16 protein-coding genes are annotated in these 19,172 nt (G+C 44.5%); 9 read left to right on the top strand and 7 right to left on the bottom strand.

Annotation, left to right across the window (positions count from 1 at the left end; translation table 11 throughout):
- Window positions 1-17: 17 nt before the first annotated feature.
- The 4 genes from DB520_RS12645 to DB520_RS12630 all read right to left on the bottom strand — a co-directional run bounded on the left by DB520_RS12645 (window position 18) and on the right by DB520_RS12630 (window position 4,101).
- Window positions 18-1,052, bottom strand: coding sequence for an aldo/keto reductase (locus DB520_RS12645; RefSeq protein WP_114750083.1), 1,035 nt, complete (start codon window positions 1,050-1,052; stop codon window positions 18-20).
- 11 nt (window positions 1,053-1,063) lie between these two features.
- Window positions 1,064-2,914: a TonB-dependent receptor gene (locus tag DB520_RS12640; RefSeq protein WP_114750082.1), complete on the bottom strand. Its 1,851-nt coding sequence runs from the start codon at window positions 2,912-2,914 to the stop codon at window positions 1,064-1,066.
- Between the two features lie 205 nt (window positions 2,915-3,119).
- Complete coding sequence (locus DB520_RS12635) at window positions 3,120-3,572, bottom strand: phosphoribosyltransferase (protein WP_114750081.1); 453 nt, start codon at window positions 3,570-3,572, stop codon at window positions 3,120-3,122.
- A gap of 7 nt (window positions 3,573-3,579) precedes the next feature.
- A complete protein-coding gene (locus tag DB520_RS12630; RefSeq protein WP_157972063.1) occupies window positions 3,580-4,101 on the bottom strand; it encodes a hypothetical protein in 522 nt (173 codons plus the stop codon).
- 323 nt (window positions 4,102-4,424) lie between these two features.
- Here DB520_RS12630 and DB520_RS12625 point away from each other — a divergent pair, with 323 nt between their 5' ends.
- The 6 genes from DB520_RS12625 to DB520_RS12600 all read left to right on the top strand — a co-directional run bounded on the left by DB520_RS12625 (window position 4,425) and on the right by DB520_RS12600 (window position 13,054).
- Window positions 4,425-6,365: an ATP-binding protein gene (locus DB520_RS12625; protein ID WP_198675321.1), complete on the top strand. Its 1,941-nt coding sequence runs from the start codon at window positions 4,425-4,427 to the stop codon at window positions 6,363-6,365.
- A 254-nt stretch (window positions 6,366-6,619) separates the two neighbouring features.
- The gene (locus DB520_RS12620) at window positions 6,620-7,993 is read left to right on the top strand and encodes a DUF1593 domain-containing protein (RefSeq protein ID WP_114750294.1); all 1,374 of its coding nucleotides are present in this window, start codon (window positions 6,620-6,622) and stop codon (window positions 7,991-7,993) included.
- A gap of 46 nt (window positions 7,994-8,039) precedes the next feature.
- Complete coding sequence (locus tag DB520_RS12615; RefSeq protein WP_114750078.1) at window positions 8,040-9,476, top strand: hypothetical protein; 1,437 nt, start codon at window positions 8,040-8,042, stop codon at window positions 9,474-9,476.
- Between the two features lie 13 nt (window positions 9,477-9,489).
- Complete coding sequence (locus DB520_RS12610) at window positions 9,490-11,454, top strand: heparinase II/III domain-containing protein (RefSeq protein ID WP_232834951.1); 1,965 nt, start codon at window positions 9,490-9,492, stop codon at window positions 11,452-11,454.
- A 48-nt stretch (window positions 11,455-11,502) separates the two neighbouring features.
- Window positions 11,503-12,057, top strand: coding sequence for an AAA family ATPase (locus DB520_RS12605; RefSeq protein WP_114750077.1), 555 nt, complete (start codon window positions 11,503-11,505; stop codon window positions 12,055-12,057).
- Entirely contained in the window at window positions 12,044-13,054 is a 1,011-nt protein-coding gene (locus tag DB520_RS12600) for a phosphotransferase (RefSeq protein WP_114750076.1), read from the top strand. Before DB520_RS12605 ends, DB520_RS12600 begins: the two co-directional genes overlap by 14 nt.
- Before the next feature lie 25 nt (window positions 13,055-13,079).
- Here the strand turns inward: DB520_RS12600 and DB520_RS12595 are convergent, their stop codons facing one another.
- The 3 genes from DB520_RS12595 to DB520_RS12585 form a co-directional block, all read right to left on the bottom strand.
- On the bottom strand, window positions 13,080-14,549 hold the full coding sequence (locus DB520_RS12595; RefSeq protein ID WP_114750075.1) for a sodium:solute symporter family protein: 1,470 nt from the start codon (window positions 14,547-14,549) through the stop codon (window positions 13,080-13,082).
- Window positions 14,550-14,590: 41 nt separating this feature from the next.
- Window positions 14,591-15,970, bottom strand: a complete 1,380-nt coding sequence (locus DB520_RS12590; protein WP_232834950.1) for a Gfo/Idh/MocA family protein — start codon at window positions 15,968-15,970, stop codon at window positions 14,591-14,593.
- Between the two features lie 150 nt (window positions 15,971-16,120).
- Window positions 16,121-17,164 (bottom strand): Gfo/Idh/MocA family protein, encoded by a 1,044-nt coding sequence (locus DB520_RS12585; protein WP_198675320.1) that lies wholly within the window; start codon window positions 17,162-17,164, stop codon window positions 16,121-16,123.
- A gap of 85 nt (window positions 17,165-17,249) precedes the next feature.
- On the opposite strand from DB520_RS12585, the gene DB520_RS12580 reads away from it, so the two are divergent.
- The 3 genes from DB520_RS12580 to DB520_RS12570 all read left to right on the top strand — a co-directional run bounded on the left by DB520_RS12580 (window position 17,250) and on the right by DB520_RS12570 (window position 18,926).
- Window positions 17,250-17,474 (top strand): hypothetical protein, encoded by a 225-nt coding sequence (locus DB520_RS12580; RefSeq protein WP_114750073.1) that lies wholly within the window; start codon window positions 17,250-17,252, stop codon window positions 17,472-17,474.
- Between the two features lie 143 nt (window positions 17,475-17,617).
- The gene (locus DB520_RS12575; protein ID WP_317047761.1) at window positions 17,618-18,088 is read left to right on the top strand and encodes an ArsR family transcriptional regulator; all 471 of its coding nucleotides are present in this window, start codon (window positions 17,618-17,620) and stop codon (window positions 18,086-18,088) included.
- Between the two features lie 652 nt (window positions 18,089-18,740).
- Entirely contained in the window at window positions 18,741-18,926 is a 186-nt protein-coding gene (locus DB520_RS12570) for a hypothetical protein (protein WP_114750071.1), read from the top strand.
- Window positions 18,927-19,172 lie beyond the last annotated feature (246 nt).

Raw genomic sequence — 19,172 nt, 5'->3', positions numbered from 1 at the left:
CTCTGTGGGGAATTTTCTTACACCTTATAAAATTCAACAAGCTTCCCGTCAAAGTTGGCAACCTTTTCCACCAATTGTTGTCGTTGGCTTTCATCCATTGCTTTGAAGGTTTTGGCCAAGCCGATTTTTTCGTCTAACATCTTGGCGTCATCAGCACCAGTCACCAATGTACTTATGGGCATTGACCATGAAAAATGAACTGCCTCTTGTACGGAAAGGACTGCGGGGACAATCCTTGGGTTACTTCCATGGTTAAAATGGGATGTTCCGCCAAAGAACCCTCCATTTGCAAGAGTTTTCATGGCTATAGGAGCTATGCCCTTTTCTACCAATATGGGGAGTACGTTATTGATGAAGCTTTTATAGTTGGGGTCATAGGCGTTGATAGGCATTTGACAAGCTTCCATGGTATCTGTGCTTTCCAGCATCCTAATATGTGCTTTGTAGTCAGAATGACCGGAAAATCCAATATGTTTTACCTTTCCGGACTCTTTTGCCTCAAGCAACACGTCCAAAACCCCGTTCTTTATCCGGTTATCCACATCTGAGGGACTAGTAACTGCATGAATATAGTACAAGTCCAGGTAATCCGTTTTCATTCTACTAAGTGTACCTTCGAGGTGTGCTTTTGCCGTTTTGGCATCCCTGGAGGTAGTTTTGGTTTGGATAAATGCAATATCCCGGTATTTGGGGGTAAGAAAGCGGCCATACTTCCTTTCTCCTTCCCCAGAACCATAAGATTCCGCATTGTCAAAAAACCGAACGCCGCCTTCAATGGCCCTTTCAATGGTTTTTTCTGCCTCGGCATCACTCATTCTCGCGATATGGGCACCTCCCAAGCCTAACATGGTGATGGATTTGCCGGTATTTCCGAATTTTCTCTGGGGCAACAATTCCCCCATGCGGTCTTTCATTACCCTATTGGGATTTTCCATCGAAGAAATAGCTGCTTCTAAAGGTCTTCCTGTTATGGGTAGCATCATTCCCGCAGTTAATCCTGCAAGTGATTTTAGAAATTCGCGTCTTTTTTTTCTGGCATCATCGTTTTCCATGACTATATGGGTTAAATTTTTACTTGAATTCCACTGATAATATTTATTCCCGGCATAGGGTACCCTCTTTCCACCTGATATTGTGCATTAGTGAGGTTATTGCCGTTGATGTAGGCCTGAATTTTTGGGGTAATGGCGTATGCCAACCGCATATTCAATAGGGTGTAAGTGGATGAAGGGACGTCGGCATCCGGTGTTGCTCCTATGTTAAGCCCATTAATGTATTGTAAGGAGGGGAGCAAATTAAATTTTCCCATCCTTAGGGTGGCCTGGGTGTTGAAATGGTGTCGAGGAGCGAACAGCACATTTTCCGAAACGTCCACAAAGCAGTAGTTGGCTATCCACTCCAGGCCTTCCCCGAACCGATATTTTACCTGGGTTTCTATTCCCTTGTTGGTGAAGCTTCCAGTGTTCCTTCCTACTGGGGGTTGTTCCATAGGGCTTACCACGATTAGGTTCTCTCCCTTTGCCAAAAAAACGTTTGCCTCCACATATAGTTTTTGGTTAAGGAATTCCTGCGTGATTCCGATTTCATGGTTCCACATTTCCTCTGGCAGGAGTTCTTCATTTGAAGGAGGGAATAGGAATAAATCCACCACAGAAGGGCTACGGAAAGCCTTGGCAGAGGATGCTTTCAAGGTAGTGTGGGAACCTGCCTCCCAAGAAATCCCAAATCCGGGAAGTGTCCTGCCACCAAATTGGGAGTTTTCTACCTGCCGAATGCCTGCGTTGAGATGAAGGCTTTTCCCTATACTTTGTTGAATATGGGCATAAACTTCGGTCTCGTTTACCCAATGTTGTTCCCCCAACCCAATTCTGGCTGGAGGGGGCATGTTTTCGTTGAAGGCCCTACCTCCAAAACGCTTATAATCCAAGCCAACGGTGAGGATCTGGTCGGTCATTAAGCTGAGGTTCTGATAAAAGGTGATTCCTTGGTTTTGGTCCTTTGACTCGAAACCTGACAGGAACTGATGATCCCCAAAATTGTGGTATAGCATCAGAGCACCTGAAGTAAAACCATTGTCATTGAGCAGGGATGCCGCCGCCCGACCTCTCAAAAATTCCCTTCTGTCATTTTCCTCAGGGGCCTCTGTGGTGCCAGGCTGAAAATAGGTGGCATCTGAAAGTTGGATCTCACTGGAAATTGTGTAGGAATCACTTATCTCATATCCCGTTTTAGCATAAAAGGTGGTGTTTTCAAAACTGTCCGGTGCATCGTCCCTGTATCCGTTGGTTTGATTTCTGTTTACGGAAACCATGCTATGAAATTTCCCTTTACGGTAACCTGCATGGGCACTTCCCAGAAATGTGCCATAGGATCCGTAGCCAACGTTTGCACCTCCTTGCCATCCCTCTCTCTTTGCCTTTCTGGTTATCAGGTTTATGGCCCCTCCCATGGCATTTGATCCATAGAGCAATGAGGCTGCGCCTCTCTGCACTTCCACTCTTTCAATATCCGAAGAGGTATATGCATCTGCAATGGGATGTGCAAAAATGCCCATAAACTGAGGCTGCCCATCAATAAGTACAAGTACCCTGTTGTTAGGGGATCCGCTGATTCCCCGGATGCTGATATTTCCACCCGAATTGGGTCCCACTCCAAAACCAGTCACCCCTCTATCGTTCAGGAAAAAACCGGGTACTTGGTTTACCAATACGGGCAGCACGTTTATTTGCCCGGATTGATCGAGTGTAGCCCTGTCAATGATGCTAATTGGTGATGCTACTTTGCGTTTTTGCATTTCGTATCGTGTCCCGGTCACCACTACCGGTTCCAAATCCATGGATAGGCTGTCCTCTTGAAAACCCCATGCAGCTTGGGTTAAAATGCAAAATGCAATAAACAACCAATAGTTCTTCATATGTTTTTAATTGACTTTTAGCGGTCTCGCCTGCCAGACGGTTGGTAAACCGCAAGCAATGTAGCTTGCCCCTCTCTGCCCCGAACTTGCTTCGGGGAACTCGTTTCGGGAACTTGTGCCTACCCTCGGGAGAATCTCGCCACCCCGATTGCTATCGGAGTGGGGGATGTCATCCCAATCTGTAACATTACCGCCATGCTCGATTTCATTTGGCAAGGTTCTCTGTAGCGTAGGCTTTCCATGGCCATTTCACACAAGTGGATAAATGGGGAAGCAATACAATGTCTGCTTTTCCCTTGAGGACAAGAGTGGTGATATTCAAGGATTCGGGAAGGGAGTTCATTACTTTTTCAAGGGTTTTTCCACTTACCGCTACATCATCGACCAATAGTATGTTTCCTTTTGAGGGGAGTTCCTGCTCCAAAAAGGGAACCGTAAATTCTGGTTGGGGGCGTACGGGTTGGTTTTCTTCATCCCTGTAATTTACCCAAAGCACCCTCAAAGGCACTTTTAAATGGAATGCAACCAAGGTAGCTGGTATTGTACCCCCTGATCCAATTCCCACCACAAGGTCTACTGGGGGATAATCCTGTGACCTTATTGCTTTACTTACCTCTTCAAAAGGAACCAAAGGCTTTGTTGAGTGCTCATGATGCATTTGGGTGCTATGTCGTCTTTTTGTAAAACCGGATAACGGCTAAGTTGAGCAGCAACAGTATCATTATCCCAGTAACGCCATTGCTAACCGAACTTACAAAATAGGTAATTGGCGCTGTTTCTAATAGTGGAACAATCCACAACAAACAGGTGGAAACGATTTTGGCACCAATAATTGCCATAGGCGCTGCAAACCAGCCAAATCGGCTATTTAAAATTTTCCAGGCAAACAAAGTAAACACAACCACTTCTAAAGTCAAAATGGCCAAAAACCCCCAATTTGGGTTACCTGTAAGCAGAAAATTGGCCAACGGTGCTAGGAGTGCAATGATCAATGCGGCATTAAACCGGTATAACACCAATGCCAGGAATGGGACATAGAACATTGGCAGTAAATAGGCACCTATCGGGATTCCACTTTGGGTGGGAATCAGATGGATCAAAAATGGTAAAAGCAGAGCCGTGACCATTAATAATGGCATGACTTTCACCATGCTGTATCTTCGTAATTGTTGAATGGCGATGTTCATAATTAAGAGCAATTTGATGGTTACAAGCCATAAGATATCAAAGCCTTGCTAGAATTCCAATAGAATTTACAGAATAGGGGTCAAATGGATTTTACATTTAATTTACCAAATGTGACAATTGTCATGAATTGTTGGGCTAACATGTTTAATATTTGCAACGAATTAATTTTTTTTGAGTAGAATCAGTTTACATGTTACTTAGAATACTATTTCTTAAGGTGGTTAAAAATATCCGTTGCGATCTGATTATTTCTATTTTCATTTTGTCCGTTTTTATTTCCTGTGAAACTAAGGAGGAACTTAGTTACAGTAAGAACTCATTAATGGATGTTCATATTGATAATATTAACGGTGCATTGAATGCAGGCCAAGTCAATAGGGCACTTTTTCTTTTGGATTCCGCGTATAGTTCTTTTCAAGAATTGGGATTTTTATATCAATGGAAGAAAAATAGTCTCTATGCCATGATATACCTCAACTTTGATAAGGACCTCAAAAAGGCAGAAAGATATGTGGACAGCTTGTTTTTTGCCCTTGAGGGAAGAGAAAAAACATATAAGGAGGAATTTGCAAAAAGCCATTTTATAAAAGGAGATCTGTTTAGGCTTCAAAACAGGCATCAGGAGGCCATGAGAAGTTACTATCAGGGATGGGAATTTGCCAGATTATATTTGGACCCCTGCAAAACCAGCACCCTGACGTATCAGCTAGGCTTGTTTAAATACAGGCAAAATCAGTTTGAGGAGGCCATTCCCTATCTGAAGCAAGCCTTTTTTGAAAACCAGGAATGTCCGGAATTGAATTTGGAATATAACATCGTAAATCCACAGATGTATATCAATACCCTGGCTTTGGCCTACGAAAAACGAGGTAAGCTGGATAGTGCAGAACACCACTATCAGCGTGCTCTGCAATTTTTGGGGCGAAAGGGGGCTGAGTATCCCCATGAATCCCATTTTATCACTATGGCTAGAGGGGTGGTAAAAGGGAATTTAGGTGGGGTACTTTACAAGAAGGGGCATATTCAGGAGGCCGAAAAATATTTGTTGGAAAGCATTAGTCTCAATGATAGACCCGGATTCGACAAATATGATGCCCAAACCGCAAAAATGAAGTTGGCAGAATTGTACTTGGATAGCGGTCAACTTGAGGAGGCTAAAGACTGGATTGATGAATTGGAAGTGGATATGGAGGCCAGAGAGGGATTAAGTGAAACCAACATGAATGCTTTCCTGCGCTTGAGTAGGCTAAAGTGGGATTATGCAGAAGCCATAGAGGATGTCGGGCTTGCTTACCAAAACATGAAAGCCTACCAAATTCTATATGATTCTACCGAAAGGGCCAGTCTCAGAGGCCGCTACTTGGATATGGAGGAATCCTTCCAGCACATGGAGAAAGAATATCAACTTTCTCTCATAAGCAGGGACAATCAGATAAAAAATATTTATCTCTATGTAGTGGTTTTGCTAATTCTTGCTGCTGGATGTCTGTTGTTTTTGGTTTATAGAAGTCTTAAAAAAACCAAAAAATTCAATCGGAAAATCAGCAAACAAAACATGGAGTTTCAAGAGGCATTAGAGGCTCTTGAGCAGAGTCAGGCCGAGAACACCAAGATGATGCACGTGGTGGCCCATGACCTGAGAAACCCTATCAGCAGTATTACGATGATTTCTGAATTGCTCCTGGATAGCACCAAACTTGAAGGGGACGATAAAACCTTGCTCGAACATATAAAAACTTCCTCAGAAAATTCCCTGAATTTGGTAGGGGATATCCTAAAGGGATCAAACGAACAAGAAACCATCAAAAAGGAGCCGGTCGAGCTTCATCAATTGCTGCAATATTGTGTGGATCTGCTCAAGTACAAAGCCGAGGAAAAACACCAAAAGGTGTTGTTGGAGGTGAACGAAGTAATCGTACCTATCAGCCGAGAGAAAATGTGGCGGGTGGTTAGCAACTTGGTGGCAAATGCCATCAAATTCAGCCCATCGGGAGAGGTGATTGAAGTTGCTTTACGGGCAGACAAAAATAAAAATGTAGCCAGGATTTCAGTAGCAGACAGGGGCATAGGTATTCCAGACGAATTGAAAGATAAGATCTTTGAAATGTTCACGGAAGGCAGGAGGATGGGTACTGCAGGAGAAGAAACCCATGGAATGGGATTGGCCATTTCTAAACAGATTGTGAAAGCCCATGGAGGCAACCTTTGGTTTCAACCCAACAAGGATAAGGGGACTGTTTTTATTGTGGAAATTCCATTGTGATCAATTGACCCGCTCCAATTGGGCAACCTGATGCTTTTGACCCAAAAATCCGTATTTTTGATAAGAAAAGAGAGGGTCGGATAAAAGGAATGCAAAAAAGAATGGTGGTCAACTAGCTCAGGATGAATTCGTGATTTATGATGAATGTCCAGAAAGTTGAGGAGGTCTTAGGTTCCGGAATCTTTGGGAGATCCTGTGCTTTAGCATTTCAACGCCAGCCCAATGCTTTATATCATCTGAAAAACCCCACACTTATGCGCACAGACACATTAATCACCCCTGATTGTTTTAAAAAACTTGTTTACTTATTTTTATTTCTATTTTTGGGGATCTTAGAAAGTAGGGCCCAAGAATGGAGCAAGCCAAAAATTATTGTGTTGACGGACATAGGAGGTGACACCGATGATGAGCAAAGCCTTAGCCGTTTCCTCCACTATGCAGACCAATTTGAAATTTTGGGATTGTATGCCACGAGTAGAATGGGGCATGGCCTGGATACTAGACCAGAAATAATAGAATCCCAGATCCAAGCTTACGAAAAGGTATATCCCAACTTAAGACAACATGCTGAGGGCTTTCCATCGCCACAATCACTGTTTCCTTTGATAAAGGTGGGTCACGACGATTTCGAGGTCATAGGGGATGAGTATGACTCTGAAGCTTCGGAACATTTGATAAGCACTGTGGATAATTCAGAAGAAACAGTGCATATAGCCATCTGGGGAGGCATGAGGGAATTGTATCAGGCCCTTTGGAAAGTAAAAAACAGTAGGGATGTAGAGGCCCTAAAACAGTTCAGTGAAAAGATCCAGGTGCATGCCATAGGGGATCAGGACAGGCACAGAGCAGATGTGCTGAAGGAGTTTAAGGACATCACCTTTATTGCAAATGGTTTTGCTTGGACGGGCTTTACGGGGGTGCGGGAATTGTCGGTGTTCAGGGGGATGTATATGACTGGAGATCTAAGCATGCAAGATGCGAATTGGGTAAAGGAAAACATCCAAGTTTCTCCTTTGGGGGAATGCTATCAGTTGCATGGGCATGGTACTGATGGGATGAAAGAAGGAGATACCCCTTCCTTTTTGGGATTGATCAATAATGGGCTCAATATACCTGAGGACCCTTCCGCTGGTGGCTGGGGGGGACGCTTCAGACCTATTAACCAAAAGGTATATATCGATGCACCTGATTTCTTAGACGGTTATTTGAATGAGCGACATTCAGTATCCAGATGGAGGCCAGAGTTTCAACGGGACTTTATGGCTAGGGTACAATGGGGCCTGACCACCTTCGAGGAAGCCAACCATCCTCCTGTGGTGAAATTAGTGGACCATCCCGAAGGCATTCCCATTTACCTAGAATTTAAAGCAAACGACATGGTAAGTTTGAATGCCAGCATCAGTACAGACCCGGATGGGGATGAATTGTCTTTCCATTGGTTTTTATATGAGGAGATTTATAAACCAGAAGAGCCAGTGGCATTGGATATCAGCGATGAGGGCAAAGTGGTATCCTTTACCATGCCGAGTTTACCCAATGGCGGCCAGTTGCATCTGATTTTGGAGGTAAGCGACAACGGCTCTCCTGCTCTCACAAGGTACCGTAGGGTTATCCTGAAAAACCCCTGAGCAAATTAAGTACCCGAAATATTCCGTTTCAAAACCCAACAAACCCATGAACATCAAATTTTTAAACAAAGTAAGAGTAACCGTAAATGGAGTTAATCGACTTATAATGTTGGTACTTATAATACTCTCCATTCATTGTAACCCCGTCCACGAGGAGGATGGTCGCATTTCTACGCTTATCGAAGGGATAAAACCTTGGTCAGAAAACCCCCGCTACTGGTCTTATCGGGATGAACCTGTGCTTTTGCTAGGGGCCACTAATAATGACAATCTGTTCCAAAACCAAAATTTAAAAGGTCATCTGGATAGCCTCAAGGCTGTGGGAGGCAATTATGTGAGGAATACCATGAGCGACAGGGATGAGGGGGACGAAAGAGCCTTTGCCAAAAACGCTGATGGGCTATACGACCTCAACACCTGGAACGATACCTATTGGCAAAAATTTGAAAATCTGTTGCAATGGGCAGAGGAAAGGGAAATTATTATCCAGATTGAAATATGGGACCGATTTGATCATGCTCGCCAAGAATGGCAAGGAGATCCTTTTAACCCCAAAAACAATGTTAACTATACCTATGATGAGGCCAAATTGGACAGTATATATCCCGATCACCCTGGGGCGAATAAACAACCTTTTTTCTTTACTACTCCCAATTTGGACAACAATGAGGTATTGCTATCCTTCCAGCAGGCATTTGTGAAGAAATTGCTATCCATTTCCCTAGAGTATGACAATGTGCTCTATTGCATAGACAACGAAACCAGTGGGGTAGAGGAGTGGGCCACTTATTGGGCGGAATTCATCCGGGAAAATGATGGTGGAAAGACCCTTTATCTAACCCAGATGTGGGATGATTGGGATTTAACATCCACCATGCACAAACGTACCCTGGATCATCCGGAGCGCTACGATTACATAGACATCTCCCAAAACAGCCACAAGACCGGACAGGAAAACTGGGACAATGCCCAATATGTGTTTCAGTACATCAAAGATTCTCCCAGGCCGGTCAACAGCACCAAAATATATGGTTCTGATGCAGGTCCCTGGTTGGAGAGGGGGATAAATTCAGAACATGCTCTTCAGACCTTCTTTAGAAATATTTTGGGTGGTTTTGCGAGTAGTAGGTTCCACAGGCCTCCCCATGGTCTAAGTCTGTCTAGCCGTTCAGCGGCTGCCCTTAAAACCATACGTGCAGTGGAGGAGAAAGTAAAATTATGGGACGTAGAGGCAAGGATGGATCTTTTGTCCAATGTGTCATCTAATGAAGCATTCCTTGCAGCAAAAGAGGGTGAGAAATATTTACTGTATTTTCCTGCAAATGGGGAGGTAGAATTACAACTTTCAGGTACTTATGAGCTACATTGGATTGATGTAACCCATGCAGAATGGAAGCAGGAGGAGAAAGTAAGTGCCGATGGAAGCGCTAGACTGTCTCCACCGGGGGATAGGGGTTTTATTGGTGTAATTCTCAAAAAATAAAAAAGGGTAAGACATGATGTATTTAAAAGGGATTGTCCTAGTCTTGTTGTTTTTGTTTTCGGTGGAATTGAATGCACAGGTTAAAAGAGATTTGCTGGGTACGAATTTTTCCAGGAAAATGATCAGCACGGTGATTGAAGAAAAAGGAGAATGGCAGCCCTTTCCCGGATATCTAGAAAGGGATGCTTGGGAAGCTTTGCCCTCCGATCTCCGCCGGCAGGCCATAGAACAAGGGGAAGCCTTTTTGGACTTCGAATGGCCTACCGTTAAAGCAACACAGTACCTGGAGTTTACTAGGACAGGGGATAGGAGCAAGGATGCCGCCGTAATGAGTCAGCGTAAAAAAGCATTGTTTAGCTTGGCAATGGCAGAGCTATTGGAAGGTAAGGGACGGTTTATAGACGACTTGATAAACGGGGTTTTTGCCCTTTGTGAACAGACTTATTGGGGAAGTTCTGCCCACTTTTACCTATACGGGTTTGATGATAACATCAGTAATCCCACCACTGTGGTGCCTGATTTGGATGATCCTATTATTGACTTGGTAGTGGGTGATGTAGGAGCTGATCTGGCATGGATTTATCATTTTTTCAAGGATGCCTTTGATGAAGTCAGTCCGGTAATTGCCAAAAGATTGAAACATGAGATTTACCAAAAGGTACTAATTCCCTATTATGAGAGAAATGATTTCTGGTGGATTACGGGATGGGATGAAGGCAGGGTGAATAACTGGACGCCTTGGTGCAGTTATAACATGCTGGTAACCATATTACTCATGGAGGAAGACCAGCAAAGAAAACTCGATGGAATCCATAAAGCAATGCAGTCGGTGGACTTGTTCATCAATTCTTATCCGGATGACGGAGCTTGTAGTGAAGGTCCTGGATATTGGTCCCACGCAGGAGGGAAGATGTTTGATTTTCTAGAGGTACTGGACATGTATTCTTCGGGGGAGATGACAATATATGATCAATCCATTGTCCGTGAAATGGGTCGGTATATTTACAGGGCCTATATTTCTGAGGGAAATTACTATCTGAATTTTGCCGATTCTCAATTGAAAATTAACCATAATGCAGGGAGAATTTTCCGTTTTGGTAAAGCCATTGAGGACGAAACCATGCAGCAATTCGGAGCCTTTCTGTTAGCTCAACAGGCTCATGGTGGACTGATCCGGGAAAGCAGGATAGGGGAGGCACTATTAAATCTCTTCTACCTCAGGGAATGGGAGAAGACCCCTGCCAATGAACCTTTAATCGGGACACACTATTTTGAAAATTTGGAAGCTTTTATCGCTAGGGAAAAGGAGGGTACTACGGATGGGTTTTACCTTGCCGCCAAAGGAGGGAACAACAACGAACAGCACAACCACAATGATGTGGGCTCATTTATGCTGTATTATAATGGAAATCCGGTGTTTCTGGATGTGGGGGTAGGGACGTACACCCGGGAGACTTTTAGTAGGGACAGGTATTCCATATGGACCATGCAGTCCAATTTTCATAACCTCCCTTTGGTAAATGGGATGGGCCAAAAGGCGGGAAGGCAATTTGAGGCAATGAACACCATGGTTTCCAAGAGAGGAAACACCTATGCCTTTGAAACCGACATATCAAGAGCTTATCCACAGGAAGCTAATGTGAAGAAATGGCTTCGTACCTATAAATTGAAAAAAGGAAAGGGTGTCACCATCTCAGATGACTTTGTATTGGACAGTCGAGATGGTGATACCTCGCTTCACTTAATGACGGGATTGGAATGCCAGGAATCCAAGCCGGGTTCCATTTTGATAAAAGCCAAGGATGCTGACCTGGAGCTAAACTACAATCCAAAGCAACTCAAATTCACCTTGGAACCCATTCCCATAGATGATCCTAGGTTAAGCAGTAACCATGGGGAAAAAATATACCGTTTGGCTTTTACCTATTTGCCCACTGATCTCAGTGACGAAATCCAAATGGAAATAAAACCAAAATAAGCAACCAAATTGTCAATTCAAGCGTGATTTTCGATTCCTCTTTGTAATATGCAGCAGACCTTGTCTTCAACTGAACCCCATTCCAGTAAAAAATCCTTTATGGTAATGGTGATAGGCCTGCCCGGGAGTGGTAAGAGTTATTTTGCTACAAGATTGGCAACGGCATTGGAAGCAGCCTATATTGGGAGTGATGAAGTAAGGAGAACTCTGGGTAATACAGGACAATATGGCCTGAAAGAAAAAACCCATATCTATGGGGAAATGGCGAAAATGGCACAAGGGCATATTCTGAATGGCAAATCGGTAGTGCTGGATGCCACTTTCCATCTTCAGCAATTCCGGGATATGTTTATCTCCCTTTCAAGAAGTGCTTCATGCCCTATTTATCTGATTAAGATAGAAACAGAAGAAGCCCTGGCCAAAAAGAGGGTAAGTAAGAAAAGAAAAGACAGTGAGGCGGACTTTTCGGTTTATCGGCTGTTGAAACAGGAATTTGAAGAGGTGGAAAAGCCTCATTTATCCCTACAGTCCACGGATGACAATATTTCGGAAATGCTGAAGCAAGCAAAGGAATACCTAGAAAGGCAACATGGAAAAGGGTGAAGTAGAAAAATTGGCGCAATCAGGGGTTTTTGAGGACAGGACGCTCAATGGGGAATTGATTGAAACCCATATATCTTGGATTATTCTTTCCGGTACTGATGTTTTTAAGCTCAAAAAACCAGTAAAGTTGAGCTTCCTCGATTTTTCCACTTTGGCTTTGCGGAAAAAGTATTGTTTGCGTGAGATCAAACTCAATAGCCGATATTCGGACATATATCTATCCGTGCTTCCCATAAGGTTAGTTGAAGATGGATGGGCAATCGGAGATAGTAAGGGGGAGATAAAGGACTATGTGGTACGGATGAAGCGTTTACCTTCCGAAAGCAGAATGGATTATCTCTTGGAACAGCAAAAGGTCAGTGAAAGTGATATAAGGTTATTAGCCTTGGAGGTGGCCCAATTTCACCATGAGGCCGAACAAATAACCACTTCTTTTATCCTTTCCAAAGCCAAAAACACCTTTAATGACCTTCAATCCGTTCAGGAGTTAGTAAAGCAGCACCTTGAGCCTGATTTTCAGAGGATAATTCCCGAGTCCATAAAATGGAGTGATGCCTTTTTACAAAAATACGGTAAACGCTTTCAGGAAAGAATGGACGAAGGCTTTTTCAGGGATATCCATGGGGACCTGCATAGTGGGAATGTTTTTCTTCACAAGAAACCGGTCATTTTCGACTGTATTGAATTCAATGATGGTTTCAGGAGGATTGACATGCTCTATGAGGTGGCTTTTATGTGCATGGATCTTGAAGGCTTTAAAGCGGAGCGACTTTCCAGGCTTTTCCTTTCCGAGTATATTAGGCACAATAAAACCTTCCAAAAAGAGGAAGACGAAGCCATTTTTGTTTATTACAAATGCCTGCGGGCGAATATCAGGGCCAAGGTTCACGCGCTTGCAGTGCAGGAAGGCAATAACAGCGAGGAAAATGCCTCGAATTTGGATCAGCTTAGGAAATACCTATTGCTTATGAAGGCTTATATCAACCAGAGCAGATAGAAAATTAAAGGAGAAAGGCAAAATCTTATTTCTCCTCCGCAATTTCTGCCAGCATTTGCTTTACTTTTTCAGGAACTGTATCCCTTTCAATAAAGCCAACCAGCACATAGGTAATAGTAGAACTGAGCACAGGGAGGCTTACCTCTAGAGCAAGGCTGTTTAGGTCAAAGTTTTTGGTAATCACGAAGGCCAGCAATCCTACCAAGATGGAACTGATGGCTGCCTTGGGGCCGCATGACCTGAACCATGGTATTACCCCAAATAGCATAGGCACTGCGATTGGCCCGACAAGTGCCCCAAACCAACTTATGATCAGCCCAAGTACCCCACCGAACTGCTCATACTGAAGTGCAATGAGAATGGTACCCAAGGTGAACAAAAAGGTGGTGATTCGGGCGGTGAGCAAGGAGGTTCTTGAGTCCCTGAATTTTTTGGCCACAGCCGGAAGGATATCCCTGGTAATCACCGCAGAAATGGTGTTGATATCCGAGGAGGTCATGGACATGGTGTTGGCAAATAAGGAAGCAATGACCAGGCCTATCAACCCAATGGGCAGCAGTTCCATGGTAAGGATGCCGTAGGACTGGGTAGGGTCTTCCATTTCCGGAAGGATTAACGGTGCAGCCCACATGGGGAAGAAGAGAATGAGCGGCCAGACCAAATAGAGGAATCCCGATAATCGTGCAGCTTTACTGGCCTGCTGCTCAGAGGGGGAAGATATATATCGTGTAGCCAGGTTCCATTGGCCCCCGTTGTAGGAAAGGAAGTTGATAAACAGGAATGCCAGTGCAAAACCAGCGGTATAGGGTTCGTTAAAGGGATCGCTGTTGCCTTCCGGGAGTTGGTCCCAAATGGTGAAGAAGGAAGACAATCCACCTAGCCTTCCAGCTACCACCACAAACATAACGATACCCGCTACTATTTGTACCACAAACTGGGCAAAATCCGTAATGATCACCGCCCAAAGCCCTCCAAAAGTGATATAGAGCAGTGAAATACCCCCTGAAATCAAGATTCCTACAGGCAGGGAAATACCCGTGAACACATTCAGCAACACGGCGATTGCCGCCCATTTTGCCCCAATATCAAAGAGCTTTAGCAATACCCCGCTCCAGGCCATCAATTGCTGTGTGGCCAGGTTATACCTGGTTTCCAAAAACTCCAGGGGGGACTGAATCTGGAAACGTTTCCTGAGCCTTACCCAAAACACAGGAAACACCTTGGCACTGACTACCACGGTGATCCCTATAGTAAATGCCCACCACACATATACCGAAAAGCCATGGGTGTAGGCAAGTCCTGCATAAGCAACAAACACCGCCCCACTATATCCGGATACATGATGAGAGATTCCTGACAGCCACCATGGGAGCTTTCCGCCTGCCACAAAGTAATCCTCGGCATTTTGGTTTTTAAAATAAGACCAGATGCCAATAAAAAGCATCAATAAAAAAAACAGGCCTATGACCAACAGGTCAAGCGAATGTAAATCCATGTATCTGTGAAAGTAAAGCGGTGTTTGGGTGTATTGTCAAATTAAACTTTTGGCTCCCAGCCCGGGGCATATTCCCTGGACCAAAGTTCCATGGCTCTGGGGTCATTTTTGATTTTACCATTGCCAGGGTCAATATCCAAAGACCTGCCCACCCTTTGGGAAATATTACCCAATTGTACCAAAAGGGTACTTTGGTGAGCTCCCACTACCTCAGACCTTACCGTGGTACCGTCCTTTATTCCGTCAAAGAAATTTTGGATATGGATGGCATCCAGAGCTTGAGCAGGGCTTACTTTGTTTTGGGGGTCAATGGCAAAGTCATTTTTTACCTCCTTTACTGTTTCGTTTTTTAGGTCGAAGATTTTGTAGGAATTCCCTCCCTCTATCAAAAGGGTTCCGTCCTCCCCGTAAAAGAGGACGCCAACGGCTCCTCCTTCGATGTGTTTTCCATTGCAGCTTCTTCCTTCCCAGGTGATCAAACCCTTATCCCCAAATTCCATATTGATCACTTGTGTATCGGGTGTTTCCCAATCGTCCTGGTACCGGTACCTGCCCCCTGCGGAACTTACCTTGGTGGGATAATCCACTTGCAGCCCCCATCTGGCCAAGTCAACCATATGGGTGCCGTTGTTGAGTGCCTCTCCGGTGCCCCAATTCCAGAACCAGTGCCAGTTATAGTGAATAAGGTTATCCCTATAATCTTCCCTAGGAGCGGGGCCTTGCCAAAGGTCGAAGTCCAGCCAATCCGGCACAGCAGTTTTTTTGCCATGTCCTATTGGACCCCGGTTGTTGGCATACCAAGTCTTTACCATATAGGGCTTTCCTATCACCCCATTGTGAACCTCCTTGATGGCTTCTACCACATTGGGCCAGGACCTGCGTTGGTTCCCCACCTGGATTACCTTCTTGTATTTTTTTACAGTATCCATAAGCAGCTCCCCTTCCCTGGGGTTATGGCTGCATGGTTTTTCTAGGTACACGTGCTTTCCTGCCTGGCAAGCCATGATTGCAGCAGGTGCGTGCCAGTGATCCGGACTGGTAACTACCAGGGCATCCACATCGGGATCTTCAAGAACTTTTCTTACATCCTTTTGTTCTTTGGGTTTTTTACCTTGTATTTCCTGTATTTTGTCCACGAATTTTGCGGAGGCTTGGCTGTCCACGTCACAGCTATAGATGACCTCGCAGTCGTCTTGCCCGGCGAAGTTCTGCCCTACGGCGTTTCCACGGGAGACCACCCCCATGCAGGCTACGTTAATCCTTTCGTTGGCACCTATGATGCGACCGTAACTTTTGGCACTAAAAGCCGGGATCATACCCCCAATACCCACCAAGGCTGTTCCTTGGGCGGTTTTTTTTATAAATTTTCTCCTGGAATTTTCCATATTTAACTTTGATGTTGATTCTAAGCTCTTATCCATTATTTTCAAATAGTTTTGCCAAAAGCCAATAACACACTAACCTTTGACTTGTACTTATACCTATCCATTCTGCGCCCCATAAAGCCATTCAAAAAGGCCGTCTCCATCCCAAAATTTGCAAATCTGAAATCTAAAATCATAAATCTAAACTCACAAATCAATCTTCCCTGCTTCCTTTTCTGCTTTCTGCATTACACTGTGCAATGATATGGATTGTCCTTTTTTGCGTTTGCTCTCGTCTGCGGCCTCCATAAAGGCAAATATTTCCAGGGTTTCTTTCGGGTCAATTGGGGCTTTTCCGGAATCAAAAAATTTAGCAATCTCCACTAGAAGTGGCCGATAACCTCCGTATGGGCCAAGGTCCGTCATGCCGTCCGTCCCAAAAGCCGTTCCCCCATAACCATGTTTGCCTTCCCGGGATCCACGAAAGGTGCCGATTCTTTGGTCATCCCAGGTTCCCACTACTACTTCCATATCTTCGGCATAGAATCTTTTTACTTCCTGGCAACCCTTTCCCATAACTGCAAATAGGGTTTCCACTCCATGTACCCCATACCAAAAAAGGTCGGGGTGAGTGGGTTCCAAGGTTGCTGGACTAAAGGTGTCCGCACCCATTACCTTCCCTATTTTACCATTATTTACCGCAACCACATTCTCCATGTATCGCAGGGAGCTTGAGGAGAACATGGGTACCTTATACTTCTCCGAGGCTTTGAAAAGTGCTATTGCATGGGACAGGGAAGCGGCAATGGGCTTGTCGATAAAAACAGGTTTTCCCGCCCTGAATACTTCAAGGCCCTGTTCCAGGTGGAGCCTGCCGTCATTGGTTTCCAACAAAACATAATCACAGGAATCCAGGAGTTCAGAAATTGAGCCCACTACCCGAACGCCCAGCTTTTTCATTTCATCGATATATCCAGGTATTCTATCCACAGATGACTTGATGTCACGGCTTCCCTGCGGATAGGCGGCTACCACTTTATATCCCCGCAAGTCTTTTTCTGCATCTTCATCATTGAAGGCTTTAGTAAATGCCACGCTGTGAGAGGTGTCCAGGCCTATTATGCCCACTCTTTTGGAGTCTTGCTTAAACAGGGGAACGGACCAAGAGGGAGCCTGGGAAGCAAGCCCTATTCCCATGCCTGCCAATGCGGTTTTTGTTAAAAATTTTCTTCTTTTGATGTCCGGGTACATATCTTTAGTTATTTGAGAACCTTACTTTTTGGATTTTCTTCAATTGGTCACCCAATTTACTACATAATTTTAAAATTGGGCTATAATGGAATTTGGATTATGGCCAATGGTTGAAACGGGGGGCTGGCTGGTGGCACATCCTCTGAAAAAAAAGCACCCCTGTTTACAGAAAATGTTTGGATATTTCCATTCTGCGAGTAAATTTGTTACTCGTAACCCCCAAAATCAATGGGACTTACCCGGCGAAGCCATCACAAGGCAAAAGCACTTTGTTGTTGGTAAAATGTTAATTGATTTTTGGACAGGTTAATTTGGATTTCACACCAAAAATTAAACAGCCCTCAAATTTCATGGCTTATTCAATGGCCTACTTTTTTATAGACATCCATTCACGTTTTTATCTGATTTATTTTGTTAGATTCATTGATTACCTCAAAAACGAGGGTAAAACTTTTGATAAAGTTTTTTTCCAAGGAAGGCAACCAGGGTTATCTTAGGGGATTGGCCGAAGAGTTTAAGGAATCCACCAATTCGGTAAGGGTGGAGCTCAACCGTCTTAGTGAGGCGGGATTGTTGGTGTCTCAGACCCTGGGAAAGACCAAGAGTTACTCGGCCAATCTTGAACATCCCCTGTTTAAGGAAATAAAGAGCATTGTGGCCAAGTATTTGGGTTTCGATCACCTGTTGGAGCAGGTGGTGAAGAATCTTGGCACGGTCAAAAAGGCCATTATTGTGGGGGATTATGCCAAGGGCAGGGACACGGGAGTGATAGAGTTGGTGTTGGTGGGGGAATCCATCAATTTCGATTACCTGCAGTTTTTGGTAGAAAAGGCCGAGCAGAAAATCGACCGTAAAGTTCTGGTCAAGGTATTGGACCAAGACCCGGGCAATAGCCTGGAAGGAATGGTGGTTTACGATGTTTGATTTCCGAGGAAAGGTAGTAGCTATAATAAAATGATGAATAGTATAGCGAAGATGTACAGTGGAGTTCAACCACATCCGTGGTTTTGGATGGAGGGTAGGGCTCAAACGACCACCGGGCTGTTGCCCGGGGCTAATGGGGTTTGACCACTGCCGTGGTCTTTTTGGGGAAGAAACCGAGGATGTTTTTGATCAGAAATAAAAGAGTAGATGAATAACAGTCAGGATGGGGATCTTGAAAACAACAATGTGTTTTCGAATTAAATGGATGTTTTACGAACCATTTCATTGAGAAAAAACAAAGAAACCCTTCAGGGTTTCAACCCCATTAGCCCCGAGTCCATGACTCGGGGTACGGAAACGAACCATGGACCGTCAACCCCGGCAGGGGTTGAACTCCGTGAACAATGGTTCGGTCGTGGTCAATAAATTGGAACCGGAAATTGATAGAGTACTATAAAACTAGGGATCGCCTACAAGATGATGTTTTTTCTCACCTTGTTGTGCAGTGGAGTTCAACCACTCCGTGGTTGTGGGGAGAATTAGGGTTTTGGGTTTCCACCGGGCTGTCGCCCGGGGCTAATAGGGTTTGACCACTGCCGTGGTCTTTTTTGGGAAGTTACCGAGGATGTTTTTGATCAGAAATAAAGAGTAGATGAATAGCAGTCAGGATGGGGATCTTGAAAACAACAATGTATTTTCGAATTATATGGATGTTTTACGAACCATGTCATTGAGAAAAAACAAAGAAACCCTTCAGGGTTTCAACCCCATTAGCCCCGAGTCCACGACTCGGGGTAGGTTAATGCAATATGGAACCGTCAACCCCGGCAGGGGTTGAACTCCGTGAACAATGGTTCGGTCGTGGTCAATAAATTGGAACCGGAAATTGATAGAGTACTATAAAACTAGGGATCGCCTACAAGATGATGTTTTTTCTCACCTTGTTGTGCAGTGGAGTTCAACCACTTCGTGGTTGTGGAGGGAATTTGGGATTCGGGTTACCACCGGGCTGTTGCCCGGGGCTAATGGGGTTTGACCACTGCCGTGGTCTTTTGATGAGCGGACACCAGGTTGTTTTTCGTTC

Origin of the sequence: Pleomorphovibrio marinus, assembly GCF_003347495.1 — a bacterium.
Taxonomy (GTDB): Bacteria; Bacteroidota; Bacteroidia; order Cytophagales; family Cyclobacteriaceae; genus Pleomorphovibrio; species Pleomorphovibrio marinus.
Note: the sequence above shows the minus strand (reverse complement) of the source record. Positions and strands in the feature narration are given on the sequence as shown.

Bases quoted from the DNA above. Each gene is read 5' to 3' on its own strand.
- DB520_RS12620 (WP_114750294.1), top strand. From the start codon at position 6,620: ATGCGCACAGACACATTAATCACCCCTGATTGTTTTAAAAAACTTGTT.
- DB520_RS12570 (WP_114750071.1), top strand. From the start codon at position 18,741: ATGAATAGCAGTCAGGATGGGGATCTTGAAAACAACAATGTATTTTCG.
- DB520_RS12610 (WP_232834951.1), top strand. From the start codon at position 9,490: ATGATGTATTTAAAAGGGATTGTCCTAGTCTTGTTGTTTTTGTTTTCG.
- DB520_RS12595 (WP_114750075.1), bottom strand. From the start codon at position 14,549: ATGGATTTACATTCGCTTGACCTGTTGGTCATAGGCCTGTTTTTTTTA.
- DB520_RS12625 (WP_198675321.1), top strand. From the start codon at position 4,425: ATGGATGTTCATATTGATAATATTAACGGTGCATTGAATGCAGGCCAA.
- DB520_RS12635 (WP_114750081.1), bottom strand. From the start codon at position 3,572: ATGCATCATGAGCACTCAACAAAGCCTTTGGTTCCTTTTGAAGAGGTA.
- DB520_RS12600 (WP_114750076.1), top strand. From the start codon at position 12,044: ATGGAAAAGGGTGAAGTAGAAAAATTGGCGCAATCAGGGGTTTTTGAG.
- DB520_RS12605 (WP_114750077.1), top strand. From the start codon at position 11,503: ATGCAGCAGACCTTGTCTTCAACTGAACCCCATTCCAGTAAAAAATCC.
- DB520_RS12615 (WP_114750078.1), top strand. From the start codon at position 8,040: ATGAACATCAAATTTTTAAACAAAGTAAGAGTAACCGTAAATGGAGTT.
- DB520_RS12580 (WP_114750073.1), top strand. From the start codon at position 17,250: ATGGAATTTGGATTATGGCCAATGGTTGAAACGGGGGGCTGGCTGGTG.
- DB520_RS12590 (WP_232834950.1), bottom strand. From the start codon at position 15,970: ATGGATAAGAGCTTAGAATCAACATCAAAGTTAAATATGGAAAATTCC.
- DB520_RS12630 (WP_157972063.1), bottom strand. From the start codon at position 4,101: ATGAACATCGCCATTCAACAATTACGAAGATACAGCATGGTGAAAGTC.
- DB520_RS12585 (WP_198675320.1), bottom strand. From the start codon at position 17,164: ATGTACCCGGACATCAAAAGAAGAAAATTTTTAACAAAAACCGCATTG.
- DB520_RS12640 (WP_114750082.1), bottom strand. From the start codon at position 2,914: ATGAAGAACTATTGGTTGTTTATTGCATTTTGCATTTTAACCCAAGCT.
- DB520_RS12645 (WP_114750083.1), bottom strand. From the start codon at position 1,052: ATGGAAAACGATGATGCCAGAAAAAAAAGACGCGAATTTCTAAAATCA.